Origin of the sequence: Acinetobacter haemolyticus CIP 64.3 = MTCC 9819 (assembly GCF_000369065.1) — a bacterium.
GTDB lineage: Bacteria > Pseudomonadota > Gammaproteobacteria > Pseudomonadales > Moraxellaceae > Acinetobacter > Acinetobacter haemolyticus.
This window is the reverse complement of sequence record NZ_KB849800.1, coordinates 20,399-43,784: the sequence shown is the minus strand read 5'-3', so window position 1 is coordinate 43,784 and position 23,386 is coordinate 20,399. Positions and strand designations below refer to the sequence as shown.

At 40.0% G+C, this 23,386-nt stretch carries 23 protein-coding genes, 4 tRNA genes and 2 pseudogenes; 6 read left to right on the top strand and 23 right to left on the bottom strand.

Annotated elements, in window-relative coordinates; all coding sequences use genetic code 11:
• The first annotated feature begins 125 nt into the window (after positions 1 to 125).
• Positions 126 to 1,409 (top strand): ribonucleotide-diphosphate reductase subunit beta, encoded by a 1,284-nt coding sequence (locus tag F927_RS02925; RefSeq protein ID WP_004638040.1) that lies wholly within the window; start codon positions 126 to 128, stop codon positions 1,407 to 1,409.
• A gap of 194 nt (positions 1,410 to 1,603) precedes the next feature.
• Here F927_RS02925 and F927_RS17045 read toward each other — a convergent pair.
• Positions 1,604 to 2,694 (bottom strand): IS4-like element ISAba33 family transposase gene (locus F927_RS17045; RefSeq protein WP_107010211.1). Its coding sequence is split into 2 segments (ribosomal slippage): positions 1,604 to 2,154 and positions 2,154 to 2,694, totalling 1,092 coding nucleotides; the frame shifts between segments, so codons are not numbered across the junction.
• A 99-nt stretch (positions 2,695 to 2,793) separates the two neighbouring features.
• On the opposite strand from F927_RS17045, the gene F927_RS02910 reads away from it, so the two are divergent.
• From F927_RS02910 to F927_RS02900, 3 genes and pseudogenes are all read left to right on the top strand, one after another.
• Positions 2,794 to 4,077 carry an ATP-dependent nuclease gene (locus F927_RS02910; RefSeq protein ID WP_005081317.1) on the top strand — a complete coding sequence of 428 codons (1,284 nt, stop codon included), beginning with the start codon at positions 2,794 to 2,796 and terminating at the stop codon, positions 4,075 to 4,077.
• Positions 4,074 to 5,006 carry an IS5-like element IS17 family transposase gene (locus tag F927_RS02905; RefSeq protein ID WP_020846310.1) on the top strand — a complete coding sequence of 311 codons (933 nt, stop codon included), beginning with the start codon at positions 4,074 to 4,076 and terminating at the stop codon, positions 5,004 to 5,006. The genes F927_RS02910 and F927_RS02905 overlap by 4 nt, the downstream gene beginning before the upstream one ends.
• Before the next feature lie 52 nt (positions 5,007 to 5,058).
• Positions 5,059 to 5,817, top strand: a pseudogene (locus tag F927_RS02900) (IS3 family transposase); the annotation flags it as partial.
• 41 nt (positions 5,818 to 5,858) lie between these two features.
• On the opposite strand, the pseudogene F927_RS17340 reads toward F927_RS02900, so the two are convergent.
• From F927_RS17340 to rpe, 15 genes and pseudogenes are all read right to left on the bottom strand, one after another.
• Positions 5,859 to 5,972: pseudogene (locus F927_RS17340) on the bottom strand (DMT family transporter); the annotation flags it as partial.
• Positions 5,973 to 6,259: 287 nt separating this feature from the next.
• Positions 6,260 to 6,336: transfer RNA gene (locus tag F927_RS02895), tRNA-Pro, on the bottom strand.
• Between the two features lie 4 nt (positions 6,337 to 6,340).
• Positions 6,341 to 6,416: transfer RNA gene (locus F927_RS02890), tRNA-His, on the bottom strand.
• Positions 6,417 to 6,453: 37 nt separating this feature from the next.
• Positions 6,454 to 6,530, bottom strand: a tRNA-Arg gene (locus F927_RS02885).
• 69 nt (positions 6,531 to 6,599) lie between these two features.
• A tRNA-Pro gene (locus F927_RS02880) sits at positions 6,600 to 6,676 on the bottom strand.
• A 142-nt stretch (positions 6,677 to 6,818) separates the two neighbouring features.
• Positions 6,819 to 7,883 (bottom strand): quinolinate synthase NadA, encoded by a 1,065-nt coding sequence (gene nadA / locus F927_RS02875; protein WP_004638029.1) that lies wholly within the window; start codon positions 7,881 to 7,883, stop codon positions 6,819 to 6,821.
• Positions 7,884 to 8,026: 143 nt separating this feature from the next.
• Positions 8,027 to 9,247, bottom strand: coding sequence for a bifunctional glutamate N-acetyltransferase/amino-acid acetyltransferase ArgJ (gene argJ / locus F927_RS02870; RefSeq protein WP_005081308.1), 1,221 nt, complete (start codon positions 9,245 to 9,247; stop codon positions 8,027 to 8,029).
• Positions 9,248 to 9,597: 350 nt separating this feature from the next.
• Positions 9,598 to 10,086 carry a methylated-DNA--[protein]-cysteine S-methyltransferase gene (locus tag F927_RS02865; RefSeq protein ID WP_005081307.1) on the bottom strand — a complete coding sequence of 163 codons (489 nt, stop codon included), beginning with the start codon at positions 10,084 to 10,086 and terminating at the stop codon, positions 9,598 to 9,600.
• 47 nt (positions 10,087 to 10,133) lie between these two features.
• Positions 10,134 to 10,451: a DMT family transporter gene (locus tag F927_RS02860; RefSeq protein WP_005081305.1), complete on the bottom strand. Its 318-nt coding sequence runs from the start codon at positions 10,449 to 10,451 to the stop codon at positions 10,134 to 10,136.
• A 153-nt stretch (positions 10,452 to 10,604) separates the two neighbouring features.
• Positions 10,605 to 11,147: a hypothetical protein gene (locus tag F927_RS02855; RefSeq protein WP_004638025.1), complete on the bottom strand. Its 543-nt coding sequence runs from the start codon at positions 11,145 to 11,147 to the stop codon at positions 10,605 to 10,607.
• 2 nt (positions 11,148 to 11,149) lie between these two features.
• Positions 11,150 to 11,653 (bottom strand): hypothetical protein, encoded by a 504-nt coding sequence (locus F927_RS02850; RefSeq protein WP_005081303.1) that lies wholly within the window; start codon positions 11,651 to 11,653, stop codon positions 11,150 to 11,152.
• A gap of 95 nt (positions 11,654 to 11,748) precedes the next feature.
• Positions 11,749 to 12,651 (bottom strand): copper resistance protein B, encoded by a 903-nt coding sequence (locus F927_RS02845; protein WP_005081302.1) that lies wholly within the window; start codon positions 12,649 to 12,651, stop codon positions 11,749 to 11,751.
• Positions 12,638 to 14,524 carry a copper resistance system multicopper oxidase gene (locus F927_RS02840; protein WP_005081299.1) on the bottom strand — a complete coding sequence of 629 codons (1,887 nt, stop codon included), beginning with the start codon at positions 14,522 to 14,524 and terminating at the stop codon, positions 12,638 to 12,640. The genes F927_RS02845 and F927_RS02840 overlap by 14 nt, the downstream gene beginning before the upstream one ends.
• Positions 14,525 to 14,587: 63 nt before the next feature.
• The gene (locus F927_RS02835; RefSeq protein WP_005081298.1) at positions 14,588 to 15,010 is read right to left on the bottom strand and encodes a hypothetical protein; all 423 of its coding nucleotides are present in this window, start codon (positions 15,008 to 15,010) and stop codon (positions 14,588 to 14,590) included.
• Positions 15,011 to 15,468: 458 nt separating this feature from the next.
• Complete coding sequence (gene rpe, locus F927_RS02830; protein ID WP_005081297.1) at positions 15,469 to 16,155, bottom strand: ribulose-phosphate 3-epimerase; 687 nt, start codon at positions 16,153 to 16,155, stop codon at positions 15,469 to 15,471.
• A gap of 182 nt (positions 16,156 to 16,337) precedes the next feature.
• Between rpe and F927_RS02825 the strand changes: the two genes are divergently transcribed.
• A complete protein-coding gene (locus F927_RS02825) occupies positions 16,338 to 16,613 on the top strand; it encodes a DUF2218 domain-containing protein (protein WP_004638019.1) in 276 nt (91 codons plus the stop codon).
• Positions 16,614 to 16,643: 30 nt separating this feature from the next.
• Here the strand turns inward: F927_RS02825 and fghA are convergent, their stop codons facing one another.
• The 7 genes from fghA to F927_RS02790 all read right to left on the bottom strand — a co-directional run bounded on the left by fghA (position 16,644) and on the right by F927_RS02790 (position 22,694).
• Positions 16,644 to 17,483, bottom strand: coding sequence for an S-formylglutathione hydrolase (gene fghA, locus F927_RS02820; RefSeq protein ID WP_005081296.1), 840 nt, complete (start codon positions 17,481 to 17,483; stop codon positions 16,644 to 16,646).
• Complete coding sequence (locus tag F927_RS02815) at positions 17,452 to 18,894, bottom strand: C13 family peptidase (protein ID WP_005081295.1); 1,443 nt, start codon at positions 18,892 to 18,894, stop codon at positions 17,452 to 17,454. The genes fghA and F927_RS02815 overlap by 32 nt, the downstream gene beginning before the upstream one ends.
• Before the next feature lie 192 nt (positions 18,895 to 19,086).
• On the bottom strand, positions 19,087 to 19,896 hold the full coding sequence (locus tag F927_RS02810; RefSeq protein WP_005081294.1) for a class I SAM-dependent methyltransferase: 810 nt from the start codon (positions 19,894 to 19,896) through the stop codon (positions 19,087 to 19,089).
• Positions 19,890 to 20,714, bottom strand: coding sequence for an undecaprenyl-diphosphate phosphatase (locus F927_RS02805; protein ID WP_005081292.1), 825 nt, complete (start codon positions 20,712 to 20,714; stop codon positions 19,890 to 19,892). Before F927_RS02805 ends, F927_RS02810 begins: the two co-directional genes overlap by 7 nt.
• A gap of 2 nt (positions 20,715 to 20,716) precedes the next feature.
• Complete coding sequence (gene tsaB / locus F927_RS02800; RefSeq protein WP_005081286.1) at positions 20,717 to 21,385, bottom strand: tRNA (adenosine(37)-N6)-threonylcarbamoyltransferase complex dimerization subunit type 1 TsaB; 669 nt, start codon at positions 21,383 to 21,385, stop codon at positions 20,717 to 20,719.
• A gap of 137 nt (positions 21,386 to 21,522) precedes the next feature.
• A complete protein-coding gene (locus F927_RS02795; protein ID WP_171057133.1) occupies positions 21,523 to 22,050 on the bottom strand; it encodes a gamma carbonic anhydrase family protein in 528 nt (175 codons plus the stop codon).
• A gap of 29 nt (positions 22,051 to 22,079) precedes the next feature.
• Positions 22,080 to 22,694, bottom strand: a complete 615-nt coding sequence (locus F927_RS02790; protein ID WP_004638012.1) for an NUDIX hydrolase — start codon at positions 22,692 to 22,694, stop codon at positions 22,080 to 22,082.
• A gap of 121 nt (positions 22,695 to 22,815) precedes the next feature.
• On the opposite strand from F927_RS02790, the gene F927_RS02785 reads away from it, so the two are divergent.
• Complete coding sequence (locus tag F927_RS02785) at positions 22,816 to 23,364, top strand: NUDIX hydrolase (protein ID WP_005081281.1); 549 nt, start codon at positions 22,816 to 22,818, stop codon at positions 23,362 to 23,364.
• Positions 23,365 to 23,386: the final 22 nt, after the last annotated feature.

The window sequence follows — 23,386 nt, the reverse complement described above, 5'->3', positions numbered from 1 at the left end:
GATCATCAAGAAATTGAAGCTCAATCAGTAAAACTTAATTTTGCTTACACAATATAAACGTATATTACAGATATCTTTGTTGAGAGATATCGATAACAGCTATATACAACGAAGAGAGAACGAAAATGTCTATCCTAAGTTGGGACGATTTTGAAGATGATACGCAAAAACCGACTACACCTGAACACAAGTCTGCGTCCCTCGACTCGCAAAAAACGGTTAATACGCAGATGGTACCTCCTACAGAGCCATCATCGCCGCGCGTGGCAGCTCCACAACCCGCTGGAACCAATACCAGCAGATCAACAAATCCAACCGATTCGTTGGCTCGAGCATCTGAAGCCTTAGAACATTTGGATGTTGCGCCTGGTTTAGAAGAGTTGGAAATGGGTGCTCAACGCGTACAAGTTGATGATAAAGCGATGATCAACTGTCGTGCGGACTTAAACCAACTTGTTCCATTTAAATATGAGTGGGCTTGGCAGAAGTATCTTGACGGGTGTGCAAACCACTGGATGCCGCAAGAAGTCAACATGAACCATGATATCGCGCTTTGGAAGTCTGAAAATGGCTTAACTGAAGATGAGCGTACCATCATCATGCGTTCTTTAGGTTTCTTCTCGACCGCAGATTCATTGGTTGCAAACAACTTAGTATTGGCGATCTACCGTCATATCACGAACCCTGAATGCCGCCAATACATTTTGCGTCAAGCATTTGAAGAAGCAATTCATACCCATGCATATCAATACTGTATTGAATCATTGGGCATGGATGAAGGTGAAGTCTTTAACATGTATCGTGAAGTTCCATCTGTTGCGCGTAAAGCAGCTTGGGGCTTGAAATATACACAGTCTTTGAGTGACCCTACTTTCCATACAGGCACTCCTGAAAACGATCAGATTTTACTTCGTAACTTGATCGCGTTCTATTGTGTACTTGAAGGCATCTTCTTCTACTGTGGTTTTACACAAATCTTGAGTATGGGTCGTCGTAACAAGATGAATGGTGTTGCTGAGCAATTCCAATACATCTTACGTGATGAATCAATGCACTTGAACTTTGGTATCGACATGATCAACCAGATCAAGATCGAGAACCCGCACTTGTGGACAGCGACTTTCCAACAAGAAGTGATTCAAATGATTCTTGAAGGTACGATGCTTGAGATCGAATATGCGCGTGACACGATGCCACGTGGTGTATTGGGCATGAATGCGAGCATGATGGAAGAATACTTGAAGTTCATCTGTAACCGTCGTTTAGCGCAACTTGGTTTACCTGAGCAGTTTGCTGGTGTGACCAATCCATTCCAGTGGATGTCAGAAATGATGGACTTGCGTAAAGAGAAGAATTTCTTCGAGACACGCGTAACAGACTATCAGACTGGCGGTGCTTTGAGCTGGTAAGCTAAATTAATCGCGTCACGCGACACATAAGTTGTCATTTGCGACACATAAAATGTCATTGCACGACACATAAGTTGTCATTGAGCATCATAAGAAAATATCACTGTAATTAAAATTAATTACTTTGACTAAGGCTGATATTACTTTCGTATATCAGCCTTTTTATTAAAAATAATCTCTGTACACGACAAATTTCATAGGATCCTTGTCCTATCAGGCTTTTTCTTTCTTAAAATTGCTAGCACTTTCTTAAATTCTTCTTTTTTTCCAAAACCAATCAAACGTAGAATAGCCATTTGAACATAGTCCAAACCGTAGCGAAATAAACTTACTGAAAGTCGTCCATGCTTCTTTATTTTTATCGCTTTTTTCCGATCATGTTGCCATTCACCTGTTAAATAGCACCAACAGAAACCGATAGCTAGCACTGCTATCAATTTCTTGACTCGTCTAGGGTCTGTTAAACGAGTATTTTCAAGATTGAATCCACGTCCTTTGAGACAACTAAATAACGTTTCGATTTCCCAGCGTAATGCATAATCACGAATAGCAGAAGCATTAAACATAGGAGAAACAACAAGTAAAAGCTCTCCATCTTCTAATCGTAGCGCACTAATATACAGTTTCACTCGACCAACCCAAATACGTCGTTTACGACATTCAGTTTGACCAACTTGAAGATGACGAAATAAATCACTAATTTTATGATTCTTGGCTAAGTGATTGGTCACAATAAAGTTTTTTTAACACGTATACAGAAGTTAATGTCATTTTCAATTAACCATGTAAACCATTTCTCACCGATAAATTCTCTGTCTGCAAACACATTCACAATACGATCTTTACCAAAAATGGAGATAAAGCGTTGAATCAAAGCAATACGCTCTTTTGTATCTGAATTTCCACGTTTATTGAGCAATGTCCAAACAATAGGTATCGCTATTCCACGATAGACGATGGCTAACATCAAGATATTAATATCTCGTTTTCCCCATTTCCAATTAGTTCTATCCAAAGTTAATTGGACTTTATCGAATGAAAATATATTGAAAATTAACTGAGAAATTTGACGATAATCGAAATACTGATCTGCAAAGAAGCGTTGTATACGTCGATAAAATGATTGTGGTAAGCACTTGATGGGTAAGGCTTTAGATGCAGAAGAAAGATTACATGTCTGTTTTACAATTAATGCAAGCATAATCAGTGTAAAACATTTTGCATGTGACTTGTTCCACTTTAGATATTTGTTTAAGATGAGATGTAACTCATTGAAATGTGTCATCATATTCGTCGTCAGAAAACAAGTATTATGCCATTATTTCAATGAGTTATCTTTTTTTGTCGTGTACAAAGAAAAATAATATTAGGGGGAACAAATTAAATGAAATTAGACACTTTAAGAATTAGCAACTTTCAATCATTTGGACAAGAGCCAACTGAAATTACATTTGAAGATATAACCTATTTAATAGGGCCAAATGGCTCTGGAAAAACTTCTACCTTGCAGGCTATTTCCAGATTATTCGGTTTTGATCCAAGCCTCAGACGAATTTTAAAATCTGATTTCCATATTAATCAAGATGAGGAAACTCCCCCGCTTGAAAGAAATCTTTGGATTGAGGCAAATTTTTTATTTCCCGAATTATTAGATGATGGTGAACACTCAACAATTCCAGAATTCTTTAACCAAATGAGATTAGATGTCGGAGAAGAAATTCCTAGAATCCGCTATCGCTTAACAGCCTCAATGGGAATTAATGGTGATATTGAAGAAAATCTTTACTATATTCTAGATGTTAATGAAAATAATGAACCTGTTACTAAAACATTAGTACCTCGTTCTGATCGAAATCAGATACAAGCTCACTATCTTCCCGCAAGACGTGATCCATCAAACCACATAGGCTTTGGTACGAATGCCTTACTAGGCAGATTATTACGCTCAATAAATTGGGATAATGAAAGAGAAAACATAAATTCATTATCTGAACAAATCAACTCATGTATTACAGGTAACTCCTCCATCTCGTCACTTTGTACAAAGTTAGATGAAAGTTGGGGTTACTTACATACTGGGAAATTCTTTACAAAGCCTCAACTCTCATTCGGTAATTCAGAGGTTGAAGCTTTGTTGAAATACATGTCTATTTCATTTTCACCAGGACACGGTGAGACAAATGTTGACTATTCCAGATTAAGTGATGGTCAAAAATCAATGCTTTATCTTTCCTTAGTAGTATCTTCCATAACACTAAATCGAGAGGTGATTTCTGGAGAAGAGACAGCTTTTGATATAGACAAATTAAATCCACCTGTATTTAGTCTAATTCTCATAGAAGAACCTGAGAATAGTTTATCTCCTCATTATTTAGGGAGAATAAGTAATGTACTTAAAAAATTATTAAGTAAAGATACACAGGCTCTAATTGCTACACATGCTCCATCCATATTAAGACGTGTCGCTCCAGAGAAAATTAGATATTTGTGTTTAAATTCCGAATCTCGTTCGACTAATATTAAGACTATAATACTTCCTGAAAAAACAGGTGAAGCACACAAATTTGTTCGAGAAGCGGTTCAAGCTTTCCCTGAAATATACTTTGCACGGGCTTTGTTGCACAAACCTATCTGTAAAAGCTTTTTCAGCGATATAATTTTCAAATGAAGAAGCCTACACACAAAATCTACCGCACAACCAATTGGCCCGCATATAACCGAGCACTCATGAGTCGCGGAAATATTGCCATTTGGTTTGATCCTGCTACGCAATGGTATGCTCCATCAAAAGGCAAACAAGGGCGAAATCAAACCTACTCCGACGCAGCTATCCAATGCTGCTTAATGATTAAATCCTTATTCCGTCTATCTTTACGTATGGTCACTGGCTTTGTGCAAAGTCTGATTAAACTTTGTGGATTAAATTGGACCGCACCAGATTACAGTACGCTTTGTAGAAGACAAAAGCATATTGATATTGCAATCAGCTACCAAAAAAGTAGCGATGGGCTGCATCTACTCATAGACTCTACAGGCATGAAGTTTCTAGGTGAGGGCGAATGGAAACGCAAGAAACATGGACCTGAATATCGTCGCCAATGGCGTAAACTACATATTGGTATAGATGCTGAAACCCTTCAAATACGCGCTATTCAACTCACTACAAATAATGTCAGTGATTCACAAGTGCTTGGTGATTTACTCGATCAGATTCCACAAGATGAGCAGATTGACTCTGTTTATACCGATGGAGCTTATGACACCAAGCAATGCCGTCAGGTCATTGCAGATCGGCAAGCGCATGCGGTGATTCCACCTAGAAAAAATGCGAAACCATGGAAAGATACAAAGATCAGCTCGCTAGAACGAAATGAATTACTTCGAACAGTTAAACGTTTAGGCAGGAGACTATGGAAAAAATGGTCAGGCTATCATCGACGAAGTTTGGTGGAAACCAAGATGCATTGCATTAAATTATTAGGCGATAAATTAATGGCAAGAAGCTTTCCTAGTCAGGTGAATGAAATTCATGCACGTGTAGCAGTCCTCAACAGGTTTACGGAATTAGGTCGACCACTTACCCAAGTTACGCCTTAAATTTGGCTCAATTAGGGGCGCTTTGCATTTCAAATCTTTGTGCAACAAAACCAGTAAAAGATCAATTCAGCGAAATCAGCAGACAATTTTGGTCAAAATAGCCCATGAAGAAACCAAACAAAGCTATGGCTATGTTCGATTAACCAAGCATTTACAAGCGCAAAGTATCAAAATAAGTATGTATGCTGTGCGCCAAATAAAAAAATCAAATCAGTTGTATTGTAAGCGCCATAAGCGTTTCAAAAGAACCACGGACAGTGATCACAACCGTTCTATTTATGACAATTTACTCAAGCAACAGTTTTCAATGACGAAGCCTAATCTTGCGTGGTCGAGTGACATTACCTACATTTGGACGGCTGAGGGCTGGTTGTACTTGGCAGCTGTCAAAGATCTTTACACGAAACAGGTTGTTGGCTATAGCTTAAATGAGCGCATGACAGCCAAGCTTGTTTGTGATGCATTGAATATGGCTATTCGCAATCAGAAACCTGCTAAAGATCTCATTGTACATTCAGACAGAGGCAGCCAATATTGCAGTAATGAATATCGAAACTTACTTGAGAAATTTGATTTTCAGGGTTCAATGAGCAAAAAAGGCGACTGCTTCGATAATGCACCGATAGAGAGTTTCTGGGGCATACTCAAAAATGAACTAGTCCATCATCGCAACTACAAAACAAGGGAAGAAGCCAAAGCGGATATTACAAAATATATAGAGTTATTTTATAATCAGCGAAGAATTCAAAAAGGCTTGGATTTTAAGACACCAAATCAAATGGCAGAAGACTTTTATCGGTTAGCTGCCTAGAATCTCCCAAGTGAAAGTCTCCTGCTAATTCAGCACACATCAGATTGTATTTGACTCGCTCCACTTGTATTACGAAAAGCATGAATCATGGCCAATTGTAATGGCACAATTAACCCACCTAAAAGACTAACAAAAACATAGTGAATATTTTGCACGTACCAACTCTCTTCTATTGCTTTCAATGCAAATTTATAATGAGCCAATCAAGAAATTTGATATTGGTTGTTCGATAAATATTTAGTGTTATAAACAGTTGAATAGTAGATTCATGATTTTATTTATGCAAACGATATAGATAGATGTTTAAGATGAAAAATGGGATACGAATTTAAAAAAAATGATTAATATATTAATAAATAAAATAAAATAGAAAACTTATGATAAAAATCCAGACATAAAAAAACCGCTAAACTAGCGGAATTTTATCTCATCTTTAAGATGATGGTCGGAGCAGTAGGATTCGAACCTACGACCCCCTGGTCCCAAACCAGGTGCACTACCAGGCTGTGCTATGCTCCGTTTGTGGGGTGAATGACGGGATTCGAACCCGCGACAACCGGAATCACAATCCGGGGCTCTACCAACTGAGCTACATCCACCATAACGTTTGATTCTATGTACCAAGCTACCCATAAATGGCGCGCCTGACAGGATTCGAACCTGTGACCATCCGCTTAGAAGGCGGATGCTCTATCCAACTGAGCTACAGGCGCATAACGATGATAATACTATCAAGCGATACTTCGCCGATCTTAAACCAATGTTTTACAACATTATTTAAATGGTCGGAGCAGTAGGATTCGAACCTACGACCCCCTGGTCCCAAACCAGGTGCACTACCAGGCTGTGCTATGCTCCGATTTCTCTCAGCTTTTATTGTATCGCACATCGTGCGGTACGGTGTGCATTCTAGGCTTGACGCCCTAGAACGTCAACACCTATTTTTCAAAAATATTAAAAACCCTTATCAAATGTATATTTAACAAGCATTTTGGTTGTTTTTAACGCTTCAATGAAGCACTAAAGTTCAACATACGATCTAATGGTAATTTGGCACGTTCAGACAAAGCAGGATCAACGTGTATTTCTTGATCAGCATGTTGTAATACATGCAAAATTCCATCTAGTTCGTTCATTGCCATCCAAGGACAATGCGCGCATGAACGGCAGGTTGCACCTTCGCCTGCTGTCGGAGCTTCAAATAACTCTTTATCTGGCGCCGCTTGTTGCATTTTATAAAAAATACCGCGATCTGTTGCCACGATCATTTGTTTATGAGGCAGAGTCTGTGCTGCTTTGATCAGTTGCGAAGTACTACCCACTGCGTCAGCAATATCAACCACAGATTCAGGAGATTCTGGATGCACTAACACAGCAGCATCAGGATAAAGCGCTTTCATTTGAGCAATACCACGCGCACGAAATTCTTCGTGTACGATACAAGCACCATCCCACAATAACATTTCAGCGCCCGTTTTCTTTTGAATATAACGCCCTAAATGCTGATCAGGTGCCCAAATAATTTTTTCACCCAAGCTATCCAAATGCTCAATGATTTCAACTGCACAGCTTGATGTCACCACCCAATCTGCACGTGCTTTTACTGCGGCTGAAGTATTCGCATAAACAACCACAGTATGATCAGGATGCTGATCACAGAACGCAGAAAACTCATCTACAGGACAACCAATATCTAGTGAACAGGTTGCTTCTAACGTTGGCATGAGAACCGTTTTTTCAGGCGATAAAATTTTTGAGGTTTCACCCATAAACTTCACTCCAGCAACCACAAGTGTTGTTGCTGGATGGTCACGACCAAAACGAGCCATTTCCAAAGAGTCTGAAACACAACCACCAGTTAGCTCTGCAAGCTCCTGTACGTCAGGATCACAGTAATAATGCGCGACAAGCACTGCATCTCGCTTTTTCAGCTCAGCTGCGATTTGAGCAAATTTTTCTTGTTTCACTTCTGGGCTGAGGCTATGGTCCTTTGGCTCACCCAAACGATCTAAATGCGCCTGCACAATGTTTTTGGCTTCGTTCGCAATTAAATTCGCATCATTCATAAAACGTCTTCTCTATCCTGCGTGCTTGCATCACTGCAAACTTATAACGTGGGTATCTGGTGATCATTTGGGATAAATCACATCGTCCACAAACAAGCGATATAAAAAAAGCCTCACTGTGGAGGCTGCATTATAACGCAAATTTACGAACGATAATCGGCATTAATTTTCACATAGTCATAAGATAAGTCACAGGTATACACTGTGTCTTTGGCCTGACCTCGACCTAAATCAACACGAATCGTAATTTCGGTTTTTGCCATAACCCCTGCACCAGCTTCTTCGGTATAGTCTTCGGCTGCACCACCATCTTTACAGATTTGCACATCATCTAGCCATACTTGAATTTTTGAGACATCTAAATCTTGGACGCCCGCATAACCAATCGCAGCCAGAATACGCCCCCAATTCGGGTCTGATGCAAAAAGCGCAGTTTTCACTAAGGGTGAATGGGCAATACTATAGGCAATATCACAACACTCTTGAGTATTTGCACCACCTTCAACGGCAACAGTAATAAACTTGGTTGCTCCCTCACCATCACGAACAATCAGTTGTGCTAAACGGTTCATGACACGTGCCAGTACCTCTAACACTTTGGCATATCGTGCATCATCTTTTGAGGTAATTTCAGTTCCACCTGCTTGACCCGTTGCTACAAGAATACAAGAGTCATTGGTTGAGGTATCACCGTCAATCGTAATTCGATTAAATGAATGTTCAACTGTGGTCTTTAATAAGCTTTGTACCAAATCACGACTAATCGGCGCATCTGTCGCAACGAAACTCAACATGGTGGCCATATTTGGACGGATCATTCCAGCGCCTTTACTGATCCCCGTCATGGTATAGGTGATCCCATCAATTTCAAATTGTTCAGATGCACCCTTTGGTACAGTATCTGTGGTCATAATGCCAGAAGCAGCATCCGCCCAAGCAGACGGTTGTAATGTATTTAGTGCGGGTTGAAGTCCAGCCAACAAGCGCTCCATCGGAAGCTGCTCACCAATAACGCCTGTAGAAAAAGGTAAAACCTCAAAACTGTTTACCCCAGTCAGTTCAGCCAACTGCGCACAAGTATCTTGAGCATTTTTCAAGCCCGTTGGTCCCGTACCTGCATTGGCGTTACCAGTATTAATCACTAAATAACGAGGATTTCCTTGCGCGAGATGAGCTTTGGAAACATGGACAGGTGCAGCACAAAATGCATTTTGGGTAAATACACCCGCAACATTTGAACCTTCTGCCAATTCAAAAATGACTAGGTCTCGTCGATTTGGATAACGTACATACGCCTCAGTTGAGCCAATTTTTACACCCTGCACCACATGCATAAGTGGCATCGTTACGTCACCAACAGCCATTTTTAAACTTCCATTCAATTTGTTATGAAAAAGTAAATGAATACATACCCTATATATGAGACTCGGAAAGGTCATCTACAACCTGCGTGGTGTTTGTAATATCCCGTTTCTGCGATAGATAAAACAAATGCAATAAGTGAACAGGTTTTGTAGATGACAATGCCTTTGGTTACTTTGGGCGAAACCAAAGTAACTCGAACCGAAGGTTATTCCTAACATTGGATTACGCTAAGCAAGACACCGCCCCGCTAATAACTGAGTTACGGTTCAAGTCATAAAATATGTTGATTCATATCTGCTTTGGTAGCTTATTCCAAAAAGAAATGAAAATCGAGTATTAACAATACAGATTATGGAATTTGGTTTTGCTCTAAACTCAGTAAAATCTGCTTCTTATCTAGACCACCTGCAAAACCCACTAATGCCCCACTCGAACCAATCACCCGATGACACGGCGCAATAATCGAAATTGGATTTTTCCCATTGGCAGCGCCCACGGCACGAACAGCTTTTACATTACCAATCTGAAGCGCAATATCCTTATAACTTCGAGTTTGCCCAAAAGGAATTGTCAGTAACGCTTGCCAAACTTGTTGTTGAAATGCAGTTCCTTGAAAATCTAAAGGCAAGTCAAATTGCTGACGTTGCCCTGCAAAATATTCATCTAACTGTTGCTTAACTTTAAGGAGAATGGGATGTTGATTATTTTCAATCAACTGAGCTAAACGTACACGCTTATGATCTTCATTGTCCCACATGACAGCTACTAAGGCCTGATCATGAGCAACCAGCTTTAATGCACCTACTGGAGATTCCATATACATATAAACCAGTTGCATCAACGATTTCCTTTGAGCTATTCCGCCTCTCTTGAAGAGAGCGTATTTTAATTTGAGGAGAGTTTCATCAATACCAAACCAGAAACAATCAACACGGCTGCAATCATCCGCATTGCCGTCATTGGTTCATTCAGTACCACAATTCCTATCACAAACGAACCAATTGCACCAATACCCGTCCAAACCGTATAAGCTGTACCTAGGGGTAAAGTTCTCATTGCAGTTGCAAGTAAGCCAAAGCTCAAAATCATAAAAACAAGGGTGATGACTGTCGGTGTTAAACGGGTAAATCCCTCTGACAGTTTCATTGAATACGCCCAAATAATTTCGAAAATACCTGCCAAAATTAAAATTGCCCACGCCATTTTTTCTCTCATACATAGCAAGGGTTGGGTCGTCCCAACATGATTCTTTAACGAGAGGTCGTCCTACTCGGTGAATTAGTGTAATTTAAAATACGATGATTATGTGAATTGTTATGTATCTAAAACAGGTGATGTTCAAGAATTTTTACACTCTCAATGCCAAACTACACGATCTACTCGCATTAACTCACAGGCGCCACTGCCCGTGTCCTCACGAGACAAGGAACTCCGCCATCGCCAACCATCTGGTGCCTGAATCTCAATTAATGCCCCTTTTAGGTAAACCAAATCATCTTGTTTGATCTGCTTAAGTTGCTTAGCAACCTCTTCAGTTGCAGGTACCAAATGCATATTGGCACTCTGCACAGCGATTTGCCGAAGTGCTATCGGTGGCTCAGAGTCGACTCGCCAGTAATACCAACGATTCCGCTGAGAAATTTCAACTTGCTTATAAATTTCTGGCTTTGCCATATCGCCCCATCCTACAGCTAAATCAATTGGGGAAAACTCTGACTCACGACCAACATGATAATCCTTACGAGCAAGTACCCGAAAAGCTCCCTCATAAGTTTCCAATTCTACAATCTGTACTCCCTGTGCAGTGACTTGAGTAAGATTTGGGACGGGTTTGAGCCAATTGGTCCAAACCAGCCATATTAAAGCAATCCCCATTAAGCCGTAGATCCATCTAGGCATGCTTATTTATCCTTGTTATTTCTGAGCAATATATCCAACCATTGTTTAAATCTGACAACAATAGTACGTATAATTTTTTGAACGATATGTAGATCATTTTCTTCAGACTGAGTCTGACTAGACCATTCTGGATCTGCTTTCGGTATAACAACTTCCAGCGGCTCATAATGCGTTGTTGTTTGTTGTAGTTCAGCACCTAAACTTAAACGTTGTAATGCAACTGTGACCACATCGATCGGATAGTGATGATAAACAGACAAATGTCGCGCTTCATAATCGATACTATGTTCCAATAACAAATCGGCAAATGGAACTAAAGCTGCTCTTACTCGTTGTGCCTCAACTGGACTCGACATGTGGGGAATATGATAAAAACTAACACTCATGCGACCATCAGTAGGAATCAACTCCAGTTGGGAACGATTCAAATGCTGGATATGTTCTTTTTGCAAATTAGGTCGTTTTGTTTTCGCTGTTATTTGATCATCTTGTTGTTCTAAAGCCATTGATGCACCATAAATGACTCAAAAAAGATACTGTTAGTATAAACCAACAGTATCTCGAAAAAATGACATTTCTTAAGATATTTTAGATAAAAATATCAGAACTTTAGCGACAGACCTGCACCATAGAACCAACCCGTTTTAGAATCACTGGCTGTTTGCCAATTGGTTTCTTTACGTCCTTTGCTATAACCATAACCGACATCGATGAAAGGCATCACTCGATTCTTAACAATTTCATAGCGGGTTTTAATCCCCACTTCTGCATCTGCAAGACCCGTTTTGGAAGCATATTTAGATTCATCTCGCAGTACCCATTCCATTTCTAGATAAGGCTGTAGGATTAACTTTTGAGTCAGCAACAAATCTCGTTCTGTTTCCAATACAAAACGCCATTGTTGATCTTGTCCAATATACATATGTGCATCGGTTTCAAAAAAATACTGAGCCATACCATGCAAACCGATGACACCCTCAAATTGTTCCTTATCAACCTTACGATCAGGGTTATATCGGTAATTTACCCCTGCTTGTATATCCCAAAAATCTGCAATATTCCGACTGTATAAGGCAGCCAAACTTTGCTCCGATTTTTCTGACTCAGCTTTGGCATAATCTGCAATGATAAATAATTTATTCTCATCCGTTCCCACCCAAGTTTTCAACTTGGATTTGAGGGTGCCCTGCCCATCCTCATCAAGCAGCCATTGAGTATCTAACTGCGTCGCTTGATAAATCTGTCCGCCATGTTCCTTGAAATGGTCAGCATGCTCAGCTTTCTTCTGCATCTGAGCGGAAATGTTTGGGCTTTGAAGCTGTGAGTGATCCTTCGTCTCTGATACATTCATCGTCAGGTTTTGCTGTGTCGACAGATCCATTTGCATCGAGTGATTATGTCCTTCATGTGCATAGCTCAATGCACTGAAAGTAGAGACGATCCCTCCTATTGCCAATAATTGGGAATAACGTTTCATCTCAGAAGCTCGCTTAATGATGTGCATGGCTTGCTCCTTGAGAAGATTGAATAGATGTTTTCTGTGGAGCTGCATTTGAATCATCGACATTTGCGACAATCAATTTACTCATCATGCCCGCTGACATATGAAACAGTAAATGACAATGTATCGCCCACTCTCCCAATTCATCTGCAGTCAACATTGCTGTGACTGTTTGTCCCGGTGGAACAACGATAGTATGTTTATTGGGCATGTTGGCCACTGTTTGCCCATTTTCAAATTGCATAAACATGCCATGTAAATGCATAGGGTGAGCCATCATGCTTTCGTTCACAAACTTCAAACGAATACGCTCACCATATTTCACTTTCATGGGTTCAAAATCTTTATCGCTAAATTTCTTACCATCAATTGTCCAAATATACCGCTCCATCGTACCGCCAAGACGAATAACTAACTCTCTTTCTGCTGGACGCGTATCGGGTTGAGACGTTAAAGATTTTAGATCAGCATACTGTAAAGCTTTGTGCCCGATTGGCGTTGCTGCATTCGCCCAACCATAAACCGTTTTAGGTTTTGCCTTTTGATTCTCAGTTGATGATTGATGCGACTGATGTGCACTATGATCCATTTGATTATGCTTACTGTGATCCATCTGCTGATGTGCACTATGGTCTATTTGGCCATGCTTACTGTGATCCATCTGTAGATGTGCGCTATGATCCATTTGACCATGCATACTGTGGTCCATCTGCTGATGTGCGCTATGATCCATTTGATCATGCATACTGTGGTCCATCTGCTGATGTGCGCTATGATCCATTTGATCATGCGATCCATGCCCCATATCTTCCATGGTCAATAAAGCACGTGGGCGAGCTGTGGGTATATGAATCTTGTGCTCTGATTGAGAATGCATTTCGTTGTGTAAAGATGCGATTGCAAAACCAGATCGATCGATCGACTCTGCTTCAATTTGATAATGTGCTTGTTGTGGCTCAACAATTACGTCATAAGTCTCCGCAGCGCCAATACGAAACTCATCTACAGATACAGGTTGCACAGGCTGACCATCCGCACTAACGACAGTCATTTTTAAATTTGGAATCCGAACATCAAAAAATGACATTGCTGATGCATTGATAAAACGCAAACGAACTTTTTCACCTGTCTTAAATGCACCAGTCCAATTCTGTTGCGGCGTTTTACCATTGACCAAGAAGGTATAACCAGTGACGTCCGATAAATCTGTTTTAAGCATCCGCATCTGATTCCACATCGAACGGTCTTGCCATGTCGTTTTTAAGCCTTGTTGCTTGATCTGTTTCCAGACATCTCCAACTGTTTCACGTTGATTTTGATAATACTCAGCAGACTTTTTAAGGTTTGCCATGATCTGATCACTTCCCGTTTCATGAAAGTCTGAAAGCATCACTACATAATCACGTTCAGCATTTTCATGTGCTGCAACAGGCTTTTTTCCTTTAGGATAAATGACAAATGCACCATACAAACCATCTTGTTCTTGTCCTTTACTGTGCGCATGATACCAATAAGTGCCATTCTGACGAACCTTAAAACGATACTCAAAACTCCCATTAGGTTTTATCCCTTGGAAGCCATTAAACCCTGGTACACCATCCATCAAACCCGGTAAAAGTAAGCCATGCCAATGCAATGACGTATCTTGATTTTTTAGTTGATTATGTACATGAATAACCGCCTCATCCCCTTCTTCAAACTCTAAAAGAGGCGCTACAAATTTGCCATTTACCGTGATTCTTTTGACAGGTTTACCTGTGATATTGACCATCTCTTGATTGATATTCAGATGATATTCTTTAATTGCAGCCAAACTATAGGGTGCAAACAATAAGCTGACGCTTGCGATAACGCTCGCATAAATTTTGGTAGACATGATCTTTTCCTAATCTGTTAAAAAAATGCTTCTCCTTTCTATGAAAGGGAAAAATTCAACAGATTAGGCTTTGGGTGGGCGTAGAATTTCCTGCCAGTAGCCCGCAAGGTGGCGAGCTTGATAGTCCGTTTTCTTATCTATACTTAACTCAAAAGACACCAATAACGATAAATCTGGAAGCTGTTGATCTAAAGCGAAACTGACAGATTGACAATGGGAGGGATGATTACAGTCCTGACAATGCTGTTGACTCTGCATTTTTTCATCATGGCATTCAAATAAATTACCCATGTCATGCTTTTGCAAATGATGATGTTGATCAATCATTTTTTGGTTATGACATGGCATGGTTGCCGTAGTTGAAACTGAGGATGCTTGATCAGAATGCAATGCTTGCGCTGCAGCAACAGCCACACTACTTCCCCCGATGAAAAATATCATCAGGAATACAAACCATACATGTTTGCATTTTTTCAGTAGTTGCACTGAGAGATCCTTTAGGAAGATTAAAATTTTAGATCAAGGTAGCATAAATTCTTTATTACTTATACACAATCCTCCTTATGTTCTGATTCTGCAATATAGAGTGACCTTATAGATATGAATGCTGATTTATTCAACAACAGCACTCAAACAAGGTCATGAATAAAAATAGAGCAAAATAAATAATTTAGCGCACAAAAAAAGGACAAAAACTTGTCCTTTTTTCATCAATTCGATGTATATATAAACAACTGAAATCATTTTGTTTATTTTAACAACATCTTATCCACGTGGTTATCAACACGGTTATCCACCGAGTTATAAACAAAGTTATCCACATGCAAGACCTTGCGAAACATGTTCCTCATACGCTCGAATGGCGAGTCAAAAAAGCACCCTCTTGCGGAATATTTCCTCATGCTTAAGACGAGAACTTTGCTCGACCAGCGTTTAAAATAGTGTCAAATTTCGATCTGACTCACTTTGGCTAACTCTGCACGCATCTGGTCAATCACCGTTTTGTAGTCAGGTTGACCAAAAATTGCAGAGCCCGCAACAAACATATCTGCACCAGCTTCTGCCACTTCGCGAATATTTGCAGGACCAACGCCACCATCGACTTCTAAACGAATATCACGACCACTCGCATCAATAATTTTACGAGCTTGACGCAGTTTATCTAAAGTCATTGGAATGAATTTTTGCCCACCAAAACCAGGGTTTACACTCATCAACAAGATTTGATCGACTTTATCTAAAACATAATCAAGATAATGCAATGGTGTTGCTGGATTAAATACCAATCCCGCTTTTGCTCCACCAGATTTGATCAATTGCAAAGAACGATCAATATGCTCAGTAGCCTCTGGATGGAAAGTAATAATATCTGCACCTGCTTCTAAAAAATCACCAATCATTCGATCAACAGGTGACACCATAAGATGAACATCAATCGGTGCTTTGATTCCATAACTCTTCAGTGCCTTACAAATATGTGCACCAAAAGTCAGGTTTGGCACATAATGATTGTCCATTACATCAAAATGTACAACGTCTGCACCTGCAGCTAGCACTTTTTCTACATCTTCTCCTAAACGTGCGAAATCAGCAGATAAAATCGAAGGTGCAATTAAATAAGGCTTGGACATGGATGACCTGGCAAACTCTGAAAAAATGATTGATCAAGTATAACAAATTCAACACAGTGAAGTCTGTTATAAAGTGATCAAGATAGCATTTCAAAGATGCAACATCCCGTTGCAGGAATACTATTTCTAAAGCGAAATCGATTTGTTATTTTTATTTGTCTGTCATCAAAAGATTTTAGATCATGAATAGTTCAACACAATTGACAACAAACGAAGGTAAACGTATCAGCAAACGTTTAATAAATCATTGGAAACATAAATTTGAGGTATCTGAAACCGAAGCATATTCGAAAATATTTATGCCAACTGCAACGGTGACATTAACACCTCAAGAACAGCATTTAGATGTACTGATTGAAAATCAACAAGATGATGTTACACATTTAGAGCAAGTGGTGATTGACCATTTAAACCGCATGGCTCAACAAGAATTTATTGTTGAATGGAAACATAACTAAAAAGGAACGCCCAAAACGTTCCTTTTAACCCTACGCTTTTTCTAGCTGTATTGCATGAAACTGCAAATGGTCATCAATAAAACTTTGGATAAAGTAATAACCGTGATCATAACCTTGGTGTAACCGTAAAGTCAGCGGTTGCCCTACATCCAAACATGTTTGTTTAAATTTTTCAGGGTTGAGTTGAGCATAGAACTGATCATCTTTACCCTGATCAATTAATATTTCATCAAACAATTTCCCTTTTTGCTGTACTAATGCCGTCGCATCATGTGCCAACCAAGAGTTTCGATCATCACCTAAATATTGACTAAAAGCCTTTTCTCCCCAAGCACATACGCTTGGAGCACAAATCGGTGCAAAAGCAGACACGGATTTAAATTTTTCAGGATACTTAAATGCTAAAGTCAATGCGCCATGACCACCCATCGAATGCCCGAAAATTCCCACTTGATTTTCGATAATTGGAAACTTTTGCAATACCTGTGCATATAACTCATCCACCAAATAGGACTCCATTTGGTAATGTTCCGCCCAAGGTTGTTGTGTTGCATTGATATAAAAGCCAGCCCCCTGGCCAATATCCCAATGATCGCCTTGTGCAACTTGGTCACCTCTAGGAGAGGTATCAGGCATGATCAAAATCAAACTTAAGCGAGCTGCCATACGTTGCGCATGAGCTTTAATTGCAAAAGTTTCTTCAGTACAGGTCAACCCCGCAAGATAAAATATTGCTGAACATGGTTTCCCTTCCAACGCTGCTGGCGGTAGGTAAACCCCAACTTTTGTCAAACCTTTAAGGTATTGAGACTGTAGTTGATAAATTTGTTGCTCACCGTCAAAACAACGATTTTTTTGCAGTAGTTGCATTTTCATTATCCTGTGTTTTTACTGGTTCAGATGCTACGCGTTGGTTAGGAAATAAGTATGGCTCTAATTGCGGTAACATTAACTCCATATTCCGACCAATTGACCATTGTGGCTCAGAAGGTTCAACGCCCTGTGCGATTTCCCATTTAGTCACTGTTTGCTTAGCTTGCTCAAATGCCATTTTCATTGAGTCTTGTTCACGCATGGCTAAATCAAAAAATGCACGACCAAAATAAGTATAATCCGCTTCGCTATTACAACCAAAAGAAGCCTTATCCGCAGCAGATGCGGTAATGATTAAGGTATCAGGTGACTGTAACGCAGGAATAAAACTGCCAGAATAACAAGCCGAGATCACAATAACACGCCAGCGAATACCAGCCTTATCTAGCGTCTCACGCAACCATTTCGGATCGATCTGCCCTAAATCCAATGGTGCATTTTCAAGCTCAAAATGGTTACGTTCCCCATGTGACGTCATATATAAAAATAAAACATCACTATCACGATTCATCTGCTGACCAATACGGCGCAAGGCCAACTCAATACTGGTTTTTGAAGCAATCGGGATATCTAAGCGTGTCGCTGGATTATTCACCAGCATAATCGAACGACCAAAAGTCCCAAAACGAGTATCAAACTGTTCTTTTATTCGTTCAATTTCAGAACGGAAAACATCAGCATAACTATCCCCTGCTACGCCTAAAAAATACCAATGGCTTGTCGCAAGATCACTAAACTGAATTTGGTCCAATGCATTATTTAACAAATGACTTTGAGCATAAAAAGCATCTTCAGCAAAACTTGCTGGTCTCTCTTCAACTTTCCAAATCGGTTGGTCTTTTACGGAAAGCTGCCAAACAACCAAGGTTGCAATCGTTGCCACAAAAACTAAGGCGCGTTCCCACCATGGCCAATTCAATGCCCGAGAAATCACCCAAATCACGGCTAAACTTTGCCAAACAAAAAGAGCGGCAAATAACGGAGGTAAAAAGCCGTTATATATACTATCTGGAATAAAGTTGAGATAGCCGTTTGAACCAAGATACTGAACGAGGCACTGTAAAAGTAAAATATTGGTATCAAGCACTAACCACAACAATGCAGGCACCAACATTAAACGAGGTTGATTCATCCGTTGAGATAAGAAAATCCCAACGATCAATGCAATAAAAGGCCAAAGCGCGTAACCAATTAAACCTTGAGAATTAAAGTCTCCAACCTGTCCTGCCACTAACCAGCTATAGAGTGAGTTGGTACAAGCCCCCAATATTCCCCATAGAATCAACTGAGCAATGGATGGATGAACCACTTGTAAAGAACGGCGCGAACCTAGAAATAACCACATTCCAGCAATTTGGTTACTTTTAAAATCATGCCAGATATTTATTGATGGTTTGAGGTCTATCATAGAATTCTTCGGGACTAAACTCAAAATATGTCATTCTTTTTATAGAATGAATCTCATTTTTCAGAAAGATATAATGTGCAATGCTAGTGTATGCTGGGGCAGATTTTTTTAGCAATTATGCTTTGGCACTATATCACAAATCTTTACGGAGCATTGACGTAAGCCACACAATCATTTGAACAAAATTTAAAACTAATCTTTTGAAAAATAAGCATCAAAACGACAAGCATCACCTAACCATTGATGATCTGGCATTTGGTCAGCTAGAAAAATTGCATGTCGCGGACGCTTCACAACAACACGTTTAGCGACTTGGCGAGCCAAAGCAAGTAACTCATCACCTAAATCCATTTCTCCATCTTCAGGTAACAATAAATGTAAAAGCTGCATTTGCTTTTTAACTTGGGCTTGTTTTTTGATTGCCTGTTGGTTTTGATCACGCTGTGGAAACATTGGATCTAAATACACAACATCAATAGATTGATCCTGCTGTTTGAGCTGTTGCAAATAACAAGCTGAATCTGAAAATACCAGTTGAATCCTTGACGCTGTTGCTTGCAAATATGTATCTTGCTGCGCCTGACGATGCGCATCTTCCAACAAACTAAATAAAATTGGATTTCGTTCGACCAATTGCACCGTCGCACCTAAGTGCGCCATCAACAAACTGTCATGCCCTAACCCAGCTGTTGCATCAAGCAAACTTGGTTTTTCAGACAACTGACATGCTCGTGCAAGCATTTCCGACTTCAAACTAGCACGCTTTAAACGAGGAATTTCTGCCTGCCAATCTGGTCGCATTTTCATGCCATTGGCACATAACCATAATCCAGATGCATCAACACACAGACCTAATTCAGGATTCAAACGTAAAAAACGAGCATTTAATTGCTCAGTCACACAAAGTTCGACCTGAACGCCACGTAAAGAAAGCACAGCATGATAATGCTGTGCTTTTTCAATATCTGTGGCTTGGTAAAATAAGCGAAACCCGCTTACCATAATTTCCAACCAGTAAAGAACAATAATAAAATCAATAAACCTGAAGCAATGCGGTACCACGCGAAAATCATAAAGTCACGCTTAGCCACATAGGCAACCAATGCACGAATCAGAAGTAAAGCAGAGATAAAGGAAACAACCAGACCTACCGCAATGACAGTCCAATCCTCTAGACCATCAAAGACATGGTAACTCTGATATAAATCTAATAAACCTGCGCCAATAATCACAGGAATACCCAAGAAGAATGAAAACTCTGTTGCCGCTTTACGAGACACCCCTAAATACATTGCACCGATAATCGTTGCACCAGAACGTGAAGTTCCCGGAATCAAAGCGAGCACTTGAATAAGACCAATCCAAACAGCTTGCTTAAAGGTAATATTCTCAACTTCTACTGCATTAATTTTAGGTGGATTCTTCTCAACCCAAATAATAATTAAACCACCAATAATTAAGCCTAAAGCGACAATAACATCATTAAAAAGTACTTCTTTAATGAATTGCCCGAAGGTTAAACCAACCAACACAATTGGAATCGACGCAAAAATAAGACTCAGCCCTAAACGACGACCTTTTTCCTCACCAGTCACCATCCCTGTCGCGGCATTCCACAAACGTGACCAGTATTCATAAATCACGGCTGCAATTGCACCAATCTGAATTGCGACAACGAAAACCGCACTTTTCTCAGTTGTCCAGAAATCCATCAATTCCGATGCCAAAATCAAGTGACCTGTACTTGAAATCGGTAAGAACTCAGTAATACCTTCGACAATACCCATGATCGCTGCTTTAAGCAGCAGTAACAAATCCATACCTAACCCGCTTTACCTTGTTCTGGAATCTTTTTCCATGCATCATCACGTAAATAAACAGGGAGTGCGTATTCTGCATCGACCCATTTCTGCTGTGTTGCATAAACTTTTGCAATACTGGCGATCTCTTGTGCGGTTGCCACAATTGTTTGCAAACTTTCCTGACCAGTTTGGATAAGTGCAGCACCAGAACCAACCGCTATAAATTTACAATACGCCGTCGCTTGCTCGTAATTTAATAGTTTCTCATCATCGATTGCCTGCATGACACCATGTTCATCAAGGCTAAAATTGGCAATATAAACTTCTTGCATACGCGCATCGAGTACAGCCGTAACTTGCTTAAGCCCAATATGGCGAAAAGCTGCTTGTGCTAAAGCCTGTAAACTAGAAACAGGAATTACAGGTAAGTCTTGTGACCATGCCAAAGCTTGTGTCACGGCAGCATTAATTCTTACTCCGCTAAAAGAACCTGGCCCACGGCTAAATGCAATTGCTGTAATATCTTTTAACTGTGTATTTGTTTGTAATAACGCATCTTCAATTAACGGTAAGATCGTTTGGGTTTGTGCTTTGGCACGCCCATCTAATTGAAAATAGAGTTCTTGAGTCATATCAACCAATGATACGGAACACTGCTCATTTGCAGTTTCCAACGCAAGCAACTTCATGCAAAACCTTAAGAGAAGTATGATGAAAAACGAGCGATATCATAACTCACTCCATTCTCATATTCGAGTTGTTCTCTCTATAGATACAAAAAAGCCAAACTTCTGTTTGGCACATTTTCATTGAAGAAAAATATCTATTAAAAGCTAAACGGCTCCAAATCTAAAAAGTTTTTATAATGCTCTGCATAATGCAATGCACTCAACCGTAAACGAGCTGCGCCTTGTTCATCTATGGTTTTTATCACTTTCCCAGGTGACCCCATTACGACAGAATTATCAGGAATGACTTTGCCTTCTGGGATCAACGCATTTGCCCCGATAATACAATTCTTACCAATAACGGCATTATTTAAAACAACTGCATTTATACCAATCAGTGAATTATCCCCGATCGTACAACCGTGTAACATTGCCTGATGCCCAATTGTCACGTATTCACCGATATTGAGTTCAATACCTGCATCGGTATGTAAAACAGCATTCTCTTGAATATTAGAAAAATGACCAATACGGATCACACTATTATCTGCGCGTACAACAGCGCCAAACCAGATACTGACTTGTCGCCCGAGCTCAACCTGTCCAATTACAGTTGTATTAGGCGCAGCCCAACCATCCCAAGGTTCATATAATGCTTTTGGACTCAATCCCTGATATTTATACATCATGATAAAAACTCGTTTGAATAGAAAAATTAGAACTTAGATAAACCAAAATCTGGTGGATTAACAAGAAAAGGCCAATTCTTTTGATATCCCAATCCATATTGAAATAAAGAAATCAACATCCGAGCGGTCAGTCCCCATACAATTTCACTTTCCACTTGCATACTCGGAAAATAAATCGATTGTCGAGCTAAACGCACCTCATAAGGTAGTGGTGGTGCTTCGATCAATGCTTTCAGATCCGCAAAGAAAATACGATCAATTTCAGAAGGCTGAGCTATTAGATCCACATGTGCAGGAATCAAACCAACAATCGGCTTCACAGATAGGCCGCTCCGTGCGCGCTGAATCGGAAGATCACCTAAAAGTTTTACATCAAATGGATTCAAAGCCGTTTCTTCTTGTGCTTCACGTAGTGCAACCACAATGTTACTGGTATCACTCGGATCACGCTTGCCACCAGGAAACGATACCTCACCCGCATGTTGTGATAACTGCATAGAACGGCGTGTCAACAACACACGAGGTTGTAGCTCCTGTGTAATTGCGATCAATACAGCTGCATCTGCTTGTTGGATTCGTTTGGAAAAACGCAACCGTTGTTCTAAAAGCTGTATTAACGATGCCTCTTCCATAGGACTCATCTCTTTTTTTCATTTTTGATTGTTCATCATCATAGCTGAATTTTTGACTGCAATCATAGATGATGATGCGAAGTCATCAAAATTCAGTTATGCTGAGCTATCTCTACCGCTGATGATAATTATGAGCTTTTGCGTTGCGTGTGGGCATCAAACCGAACAAAAAATTCCTGTAGGTGATCATAAATTAAGATGGGTCTGCACAAATTGTGGCAATATTCATTACGAAAATCCCAAAGTGATTTGTGGGGCTTTAGCCATTTGGGATGACAAGGTTTTATTATGCCGCAGAGCGATTGAACCGCGCTATGGATTGTGGACATTACCAGCGGGTTATATGGAACTTTTTGAGACCATGGAACAAGGTGCCGCCAGAGAAACACGTGAAGAAGCTGAAGCAGAAGTCGAAATTGAACAACTCTATTGTATGTACAATATTCCACGTATTGGACAAATCTACGTACTGTTCAAAGCACAATTAAAACAAGGTTTATTTGGTGCAGGCGAAGAAAGCCTCGAATGTCGTTTATTTGAAGAACATGAAATACCTTGGACCGAACTCGCGTTTCCAAGTGTAGAACAAACATTAAAACATTATTTTTCGGATCGAAAGCAAGGTTTATTTCCAACTCACCTAGAAACACTAGGCACACGTTTAGACCATACAGGCTAAATAAAAAAGACCGCAAATTGCG

Coding starts and splice junctions, on each gene's coding strand:
- F927_RS02840 (WP_005081299.1), bottom strand. CDS start 14,524: ATGTCTACCAAAATTTATGCGAGCGTTATCGCAAGCGTCAGCTTATTG.
- F927_RS02860 (WP_005081305.1), bottom strand. CDS start 10,451: ATGGCGTGGGCAATTTTAATTTTGGCAGGTATTTTCGAAATTATTTGG.
- F927_RS02805 (WP_005081292.1), bottom strand. CDS start 20,714: ATGGATTTGTTACTGCTGCTTAAAGCAGCGATCATGGGTATTGTCGAA.
- F927_RS02810 (WP_005081294.1), bottom strand. CDS start 19,896: ATGGTAAGCGGGTTTCGCTTATTTTACCAAGCCACAGATATTGAAAAA.
- F927_RS02855 (WP_004638025.1), bottom strand. CDS start 11,147: ATGCCTAGATGGATCTACGGCTTAATGGGGATTGCTTTAATATGGCTG.
- fghA (WP_005081296.1), bottom strand. CDS start 17,483: ATGCAACTACTGCAAAAAAATCGTTGTTTTGACGGTGAGCAACAAATT.
- rpe (WP_005081297.1), bottom strand. CDS start 16,155: ATGTCCAAGCCTTATTTAATTGCACCTTCGATTTTATCTGCTGATTTC.
- F927_RS02910 (WP_005081317.1), top strand. CDS start 2,794: ATGAAATTAGACACTTTAAGAATTAGCAACTTTCAATCATTTGGACAA.
- tsaB (WP_005081286.1), bottom strand. CDS start 21,385: ATGAAGTTGCTTGCGTTGGAAACTGCAAATGAGCAGTGTTCCGTATCA.
- F927_RS02785 (WP_005081281.1), top strand. CDS start 22,816: ATGAGCTTTTGCGTTGCGTGTGGGCATCAAACCGAACAAAAAATTCCT.
- F927_RS02850 (WP_005081303.1), bottom strand. CDS start 11,653: ATGGCTTTAGAACAACAAGATGATCAAATAACAGCGAAAACAAAACGA.
- F927_RS02845 (WP_005081302.1), bottom strand. CDS start 12,651: ATGCACATCATTAAGCGAGCTTCTGAGATGAAACGTTATTCCCAATTA.
- F927_RS02925 (WP_004638040.1), top strand. CDS start 126: ATGTCTATCCTAAGTTGGGACGATTTTGAAGATGATACGCAAAAACCG.
- F927_RS02905 (WP_020846310.1), top strand. CDS start 4,074: ATGAAGAAGCCTACACACAAAATCTACCGCACAACCAATTGGCCCGCA.
- argJ (WP_005081308.1), bottom strand. CDS start 9,247: ATGGCTGTTGGTGACGTAACGATGCCACTTATGCATGTGGTGCAGGGT.
- F927_RS02815 (WP_005081295.1), bottom strand. CDS start 18,894: ATGATAGACCTCAAACCATCAATAAATATCTGGCATGATTTTAAAAGT.
- nadA (WP_004638029.1), bottom strand. CDS start 7,883: ATGAATGATGCGAATTTAATTGCGAACGAAGCCAAAAACATTGTGCAG.
- F927_RS02790 (WP_004638012.1), bottom strand. CDS start 22,694: ATGAGTCCTATGGAAGAGGCATCGTTAATACAGCTTTTAGAACAACGG.
- F927_RS02795 (WP_171057133.1), bottom strand. CDS start 22,050: ATGTATAAATATCAGGGATTGAGTCCAAAAGCATTATATGAACCTTGG.
- F927_RS02865 (WP_005081307.1), bottom strand. CDS start 10,086: ATGCAACTGGTTTATATGTATATGGAATCTCCAGTAGGTGCATTAAAG.
- F927_RS02825 (WP_004638019.1), top strand. CDS start 16,338: ATGAATAGTTCAACACAATTGACAACAAACGAAGGTAAACGTATCAGC.